Genomic DNA, 5755 nt, shown 5'->3' on the forward strand with positions numbered 1-5755 from the left:
CCGGCACCTGCACCACCTGCCACCGCCCCCTGCCCCGAACGTCTACCACCAGCCCAGACACAAGAACCAGAGCAACCTAACGGAGTCCTACTAGAAGACCGCGCGTATCCCGCCGACCTCGCGGCCCCCGCCCAGCAGCGGTGCCCGGCCGATCCGGGTCACCACCGGGGCCTCGACGCCCATCAGCGTCAGGGCCCGGGCGAGGACCGGGCCCAGTGTCCGGGTACCGCCGTCGTCCACCTTGAAGGCGAGGGCCCGGCCGTCGGGGAGGGCCACCGCCTGGACCGCCTCCGCGCCCATCTTCGACAGGGCGCCGGGAATCTCGCGCATCAGCCAGGTGTCGGGCCGGCGGGTGCCGGCCACGTACTCCGGGTGCGCCCGCATCGCGTCCGCCACCCGGCGTTCGGCCGTGCCCGGAGCCGCGAGGACGAAGGAGCGGAAGGCGCGGGCCAGGCCGATGAGGCTGATCGCCATGAGCGGGGCGCCGCAGCCGTCCGTGCCGACCGCCGCGACCGGCTCGCCGGACGCCTCCTCCACCACCGAGTGGATCAGCTGCTGCAACGGGTGCGCGAGGTCGAGGTAGGAGTCCAGCGGCCAGCCCCGCAGCGCGCACGCCGCCAGCATCGCCGTGTGCTTGCCGGAGCAGTTCATGGTGATCCGCTCCCGCACGGCACCCGACGCCAGGTACGCCTCCGCCTCCGTCGGGTCCAGGGGCAGGTCGGGCGGGCACTGGAGCCGTTCGGCGCTCAGGCCGTGCTCCGACAGCATCCGCCGCACCAGCTCCCGGTGGAAGGCCTCGCCCGAGTGGCTCGCGGCGGCGAGCGCGAGGCGCTCACCGGCCAGCTCCAGGCCCGCCCGCAGCACACCGGCCGCCTGCATCGGCTTGTTGGCCGACCGGGGGAAGACCGGCGCCCGCACATCACCGAGGGCCAGTTCCACGGAACCGTCGGCGGCCAGCAGCACCAGGCTGCCGCGGTGCCGTCCCTCGACGAACCCGGAGCGCACCACCTCGGCGAGCACCGGGGGCGCGGAAGACGGAGTGGACACGGCGGACGGGGCGGGCTGGGCTGACGTCGACATGGGCGGTGGCCTTCGGGACGGGGACCCGCCCCGGCGGCGCCCGGGCCGGAGGGTCTCCGGTCCCGGCCGCGTGCACACTCGGGGCCCCGGGTTCGCCGGGGCCCTCGCGTCACATGAGCAGGTCGTCTACTTGCGCTTCTCCTTCACGGTACCTGCGTGCGATCTCGGCACTGCAGTCGTCCGCCGTGCGCTGCAAGTGCTGCCGCCGCCGGGAGACCTGGCGCTCGTAGCCCACGAGCCGGATCATCCCCGCGCCCAACTCCTCGTCCGTGCGCGCCTCGAGATCCGACAGCTCGACCTCGCCGAGCATCCGGGACGCCAGTCGCCGGTACTCCTCTCCGTGCGGTGTGCCGAGTGTCACATGGCGGGCGGAGGAGCGCTGGCGGGCGGGCTCGTCCCTGAGGATCTCCGCGAGCCGCTCCATGACGCCCTCGGGGGCCGCCCGGCCGCCGCGCCGTGCCAGCTCGGCCCGCAGGATGTCGATGCGGCCCTGAAGGAGCCGCCGTACATAGCTGAGATCGGCCTCGTCCTGCTGGGCGTCCCGGCGCAGCGCGCGCAGCTCGGTGAGCCGTAGCGCGGACAGGTCGTGCCCGGGCGGATCGGTGGCCAGGAAGCTGTCCGTGCGCTGCACGGGCGGCCGGTGCTGCTCCAGGACTCCCGACAGGGCGGGCGCCACAACCCCGGGCGGCTGCCCGGTACTCGGTGTGCTCATGTACCTCTACCGTCCCCTCGACCGGCGCGGCACCCCCCACGGATGGGCCGCGACAGACGCATCGTGCCACCCCATGCGGCCGCCGCGTGACCGAGTGCCACCGATCTGCCCCGGATGGAGGTGTTAAGGGGCAATAAGAATGCCCTCATAAGAGATCACCGGTCCGGTTTTCGCCGGGTCCGCGGCGCGCTCTCGTGGGCACCGCCGAAGGGGGTTCGGGCGGCACGGCATCATGGACCCCATGCGTGCGGTGGTGCAGAGAGTGGACGGCGCGAGTGTCGTCGTGGACGGCGAGACGGTCGGCGAGATCAGCGGCGAGGGCCTGTGTGTGCTCGTCGGGGTCACGCACGAGGACACCAAGGAGAAGGCGGCCCAGCTCGCCCGCAAGCTGTGGTCGATCCGCATGCTGCACGACGAGAGGTCCTGCTCGGACATCGACGCGCCGCTGCTGGTGATCAGCCAGTTCACGCTCTACGGCGACGCCCGCAAGGGCCGCCGCCCCACCTGGAACGCGGCCGCCCCGGGCGATGTCGCAGAGCCTCTCGTCGAGGAGGTCGTCGCGCAGCTGCGCGCGCTGGGTGCGACGGTGGCGACGGGCCGGTTCGGTGCGCAGATGCGCGTGTCGCTGACGAACGACGGCCCGTTCACCGTGCTCCTGGAGATCTGAGGCCGCCGGCCGGTACGGGCCCTACGGTTCCACGACGACTTCCTGCGCCGCCGCCGTCGAGTCCGCCACGAGACGCGCGTCCACCGGCACGTTCCGCTTGACCAGGGCGAGGGCCACGGGGCCCAGCTCGTGGTGGCGCACCGACGTCGTCACGAACCCGATCTTGCGGCCTTCCGGGCCGTCGTCCGCCAGGTGCAGCTCGGTACCGTGCGGCGGCAGATGCACCTCGCTGCCGTCGAGGTGCAGGAAGACCAGGCGGCGCGGCGGCTTGCCCAGGTTCTGGACGCGGGCGACCGTCTCCTGACCGCGGTAGCAGCCCTTCTGGAGGTGCACGGCCGTGCCGATCCAGCCGAGCTCGTGCGGGATGGTGCGGTGGTCGGTCTCGAAGCCGAGACGGGGGCGGTGCTGCTCGACGCGCAGCGCCTCGTACGCCAGCAGGCCGGCCGCGGGGCCGTTCTTCTCGGCGTAGGACTCCAGGTCCGCACGCGGCAGGAAGAGGTCGCGGCCGTACGGCGTCTCACGGACCAGGACGCCTTCGGGGGGCTCGGCGATCGAACCGGCGGGCAGGTGCACGACCGCGAACTCATCGGTCCGGTCGGCCACTTCGACGCGGTAGAAGAACTTCATCGACTCCAGGTACGCGATCAGCGCGTCCTGGGTGCCGGGCTCCACATGGGCCCAGGCCGTCTCACCGTCGTCGACCAGGTACAGCGCGTGCTCGATGTGGCCGTGCGCGGACAGGACGAGGGCCTCGGTGGCCTGGTGCGGCGGCAGTTCGCTGACGTGCTGGGTGAGCAGCAGATGCAGCCAGCTCAAACGGTCCTCGCCGCTGACGGTGAGCACACCGCGGTGCGAGAGGTCCACGAATCCGGAGCCGTCGGCGAGGGCGCGCTGCTCACGGAACAGGTCGCCGTAATGGGCGGCGACACCTTCGTCCACACCCTCGGCGGGGACGGCGCCGGGCAGGGACAGCAGAGGACTCTTCATGGACCCAAGCCTACGACGCGGTATTTGAACCCTTGAGGGAACAGTCCTCGCACCGGCCGAAGATCGCGAAGTGCTTCAGATCCGTGTCGAAACCGAACGTCTCGCGCAGCTTGGCGGTGAACTCCGCGGCGACGTCGAGGTCGGCCTCGATCACGTTCGTGCAGTCGCGGCAGACCAGGTGGATGTGGTGGTGCCGGTCCGCGAGGTGGTACGTCGGCGCGCCGTGCCCCAGATGGGCGTGGCTGACCAGTCCCAGCTCCTCCAGCAGCTCCAGGGTGCGGTACACGGTGGAAATGTTGACCCCCGACGCCGTCTTCCTCACTTCCACGAGGATGTCGTCGGGGGTCGCGTGCTCCAGGGCGTCCACGGCTTCGAGCACGAGTTGCCGCTGCGGGGTCAGCCGGTAGCCGCGCTGCCGCAGATCGCTCTTCCAGTCGGTGCTCACCACAGCACCCAGTGTAGGACCGGGAGACGACACCGAGACGGCGGGCAGCCGACCGGAGGGGAAGCCCGACGGGCTGCGGAACTTCCCCATTCTCGGCGGGCGCGGATTCGTCCAGCTCCCCGCGGTGCCCCGGCACGAATGCGTCTACGTCTGCACCGTCGCCTGGAACGGGTGAACCCGACCTACTTGAAGAACGCGATCCCGTCGTCCGGGAGGTCCTCCGGAAGGGCCCTGGCCCAGCGCTCGACGTCCTCCGGGGTGACGACCTTCTTCAGGTGCGCCGACATGTAGGGGCGCAGCGGGACCTCGGGGGTCTGCTTCTCGCCAACCCACATCAGGTCGCTGTTGACGTACCCGTAAAGCCGCTTGCCGCCGGTGTAGGGGCCAGAGGCGGCCGTCCGGGCGACGGCGTCCGTGGCGATGTCGACCTGCGGCTTCTTCTCGGCCAGCTCGCCGTACCAGATCTCGACCACTCCGTCGTCGCGGACCATGGTGACCTCGACCTGACGGTCCTTGTCGATCCGCCAGAAGCCGGCCTCGGTCTCCAGCGGCCTGACCTTGTTCCCTTCGCCGTCCAGCACCCAGGTGTGGGAGCGGTACTCCAGGAAGTCCCGGCCGTCGTGGGTGAAGGAGACCTCCTGGCCGAAGTTGCACTTCTCGGAGCCGGGGAAGTCGTGCACGCCCGCGCCCGCCCAGTTGCCGAGCAGGAAGGCGAGCGGGACGAGGTCTTTGTGGAGGTCGGACGGGATCTCGATCATGAGCAGCTTTTCGTCGTGTCCGTCGGGGATGCGGGGATCAGCGCTGGCCCTCGTACAGCTTCTTCACGGCCAGCCCCGCGAAGGCGAGCACGCCGACGCAGACCAGGACCAGCAGGGTTTCGAAGAAGATCTCCACGGGGTGCTCCTTGGTGAGCGAGGTGGGTACACAGAGCCGGGTTCAAGCTTACGTGGCCGGACACCGGGCCTCTCGGCGAGGGGCGCTCTCCCGGCTCAGCGCTTGACCTCGTCGAGGAAGCGGGACCATGCGCAAGGTCGCCGCGTACCAGGACCGGTCGGGGCCGTACGCCATGCTGCGCCCGGTCGGCGGGGGCCGGGAGTGGCAGACCGACCCGGCCACGCTTCGCCCGGCCACGGCCCGGGAGCGGCTCAGCGCCGGAGTGACGGCGGCGAACGAGCGTACGCGGACGGCCGGCGACACGAGCCGCCCGCCGCTTCCCGTCCGGGGCTGTGCGACGTGCACGGAGCTGGACGGACTGCGGGAGGCCGCGCGGGCGGAGTACGACGGCAGTGCGGAGACGGACGCCAACGTCCTGCTGGGCCGGCACCACAACCAGAAGCACCGCTCATGACATCGCCGGGCTAGGCTGCGGGCATGGCGAAGAAGCTCGTGATCAAGGTGACGGCGGGGGCGGACGCCCCGGAGCGCTGCTCACAGGCGTTCACCGTGGCGGCCGTGGCCGTGGCCAGCGGGGTGGACGTCTCGCTCTGGCTGACCGGGGAGTCGTCCTGGTTCGCGCTGCCGGGCCGGGCCGCCGAGTTCGAGCTGCCGCACGCGGCGCCGCTGCCCGATCTGATCGATTCCGTCCTGGCGGCCGGGCGTATCACCCTGTGCACGCAGTGCGCGGCCCGCCGCGACATCACGGAGAAGGACGTCATCGAGGGCGTACGGATCGCGGGCGCGCAGGTTTTCGTCCAGGAGGCACTGGCGGACGACACTCAGGCACTCGTGTACTGACCCGATCCGCCGGCCCGGCGATCCCGGGGAAACCGCCTAGGGCCTGTACGGAGTCGTGATCAGTGACTTGGCTGAAGGCTGCGGATCCAGATGACGGCGCCTCGTAAGTGGAGTCCGGCAAGGTAGCTCT

General features: G+C 71.2%; 8 protein-coding genes. 3 read left to right on the forward strand and 5 right to left on the reverse strand.

Going from position 1 to position 5755, the window contains the following annotated elements; all coding sequences use genetic code 11:
• Positions 1–90: 90 nt before the first annotated feature.
• Both ABZ823_RS30770 and ABZ823_RS30775 read right to left on the reverse strand, forming a co-directional pair.
• Entirely contained in the window at positions 91–1080 is a 990-nt protein-coding gene (locus tag ABZ823_RS30770) for an asparaginase (protein ID WP_361666179.1), read from the reverse strand.
• A gap of 109 nt (positions 1081–1189) precedes the next feature.
• Positions 1190–1792, reverse strand: coding sequence for an AmfC protein (locus ABZ823_RS30775; protein ID WP_361666182.1), 603 nt, complete (start codon positions 1790–1792; stop codon positions 1190–1192).
• A gap of 241 nt (positions 1793–2033) precedes the next feature.
• On the opposite strand from ABZ823_RS30775, the gene dtd reads away from it, so the two are divergent.
• Positions 2034–2459, forward strand: coding sequence for a D-aminoacyl-tRNA deacylase (gene dtd / locus ABZ823_RS30780; protein WP_132804411.1), 426 nt, complete (start codon positions 2034–2036; stop codon positions 2457–2459).
• Positions 2460–2480: 21 nt separating this feature from the next.
• Here the strand turns inward: dtd and ABZ823_RS30785 are convergent, their stop codons facing one another.
• The 3 genes from ABZ823_RS30785 to ABZ823_RS30795 all read right to left on the reverse strand — a co-directional run bounded on the left by ABZ823_RS30785 (position 2481) and on the right by ABZ823_RS30795 (position 4649).
• Complete coding sequence (locus tag ABZ823_RS30785) at positions 2481–3446, reverse strand: folate-binding protein (protein WP_361666186.1); 966 nt, start codon at positions 3444–3446, stop codon at positions 2481–2483.
• A 10-nt stretch (positions 3447–3456) separates the two neighbouring features.
• Entirely contained in the window at positions 3457–3894 is a 438-nt protein-coding gene (locus ABZ823_RS30790; RefSeq protein ID WP_361666188.1) for a transcriptional repressor, read from the reverse strand.
• 179 nt (positions 3895–4073) lie between these two features.
• On the reverse strand, positions 4074–4649 hold the full coding sequence (locus ABZ823_RS30795; protein WP_361666191.1) for an FABP family protein: 576 nt from the start codon (positions 4647–4649) through the stop codon (positions 4074–4076).
• A gap of 263 nt (positions 4650–4912) precedes the next feature.
• Here ABZ823_RS30795 and ABZ823_RS30800 point away from each other — a divergent pair, with 263 nt between their 5' ends.
• Both ABZ823_RS30800 and ABZ823_RS30805 read left to right on the forward strand, forming a co-directional pair.
• Positions 4913–5239 (forward strand): hypothetical protein, encoded by a 327-nt coding sequence (locus tag ABZ823_RS30800; protein WP_361666194.1) that lies wholly within the window; start codon positions 4913–4915, stop codon positions 5237–5239.
• A 23-nt stretch (positions 5240–5262) separates the two neighbouring features.
• Positions 5263–5625: a DsrE family protein gene (locus tag ABZ823_RS30805; protein WP_361666197.1), complete on the forward strand. Its 363-nt coding sequence runs from the start codon at positions 5263–5265 to the stop codon at positions 5623–5625.
• The last annotated feature ends 130 nt before the right edge of the window (positions 5626–5755 follow it).

The sequence above is a fragment of the Streptomyces sp. NPDC047079 genome (assembly GCF_040643755.1).
In the GTDB taxonomy this organism is placed as follows: Bacteria; Actinomycetota; Actinomycetes; order Streptomycetales; family Streptomycetaceae; genus Streptomyces.

Bases quoted from the DNA above. Each gene is read 5' to 3' on its own strand.
- ABZ823_RS30770 (WP_361666179.1), bottom strand. From the start codon at position 1,080: ATGTCGACGTCAGCCCAGCCCGCCCCGTCCGCCGTGTCCACTCCGTCT.
- ABZ823_RS30775 (WP_361666182.1), bottom strand. From the start codon at position 1,792: ATGAGCACACCGAGTACCGGGCAGCCGCCCGGGGTTGTGGCGCCCGCC.
- dtd (WP_132804411.1), top strand. From the start codon at position 2,034: ATGCGTGCGGTGGTGCAGAGAGTGGACGGCGCGAGTGTCGTCGTGGAC.
- ABZ823_RS30785 (WP_361666186.1), bottom strand. From the start codon at position 3,446: ATGAAGAGTCCTCTGCTGTCCCTGCCCGGCGCCGTCCCCGCCGAGGGT.
- ABZ823_RS30795 (WP_361666191.1), bottom strand. From the start codon at position 4,649: ATGATCGAGATCCCGTCCGACCTCCACAAAGACCTCGTCCCGCTCGCC.
- ABZ823_RS30800 (WP_361666194.1), top strand. From the start codon at position 4,913: ATGCGCAAGGTCGCCGCGTACCAGGACCGGTCGGGGCCGTACGCCATG.
- ABZ823_RS30805 (WP_361666197.1), top strand. From the start codon at position 5,263: ATGGCGAAGAAGCTCGTGATCAAGGTGACGGCGGGGGCGGACGCCCCG.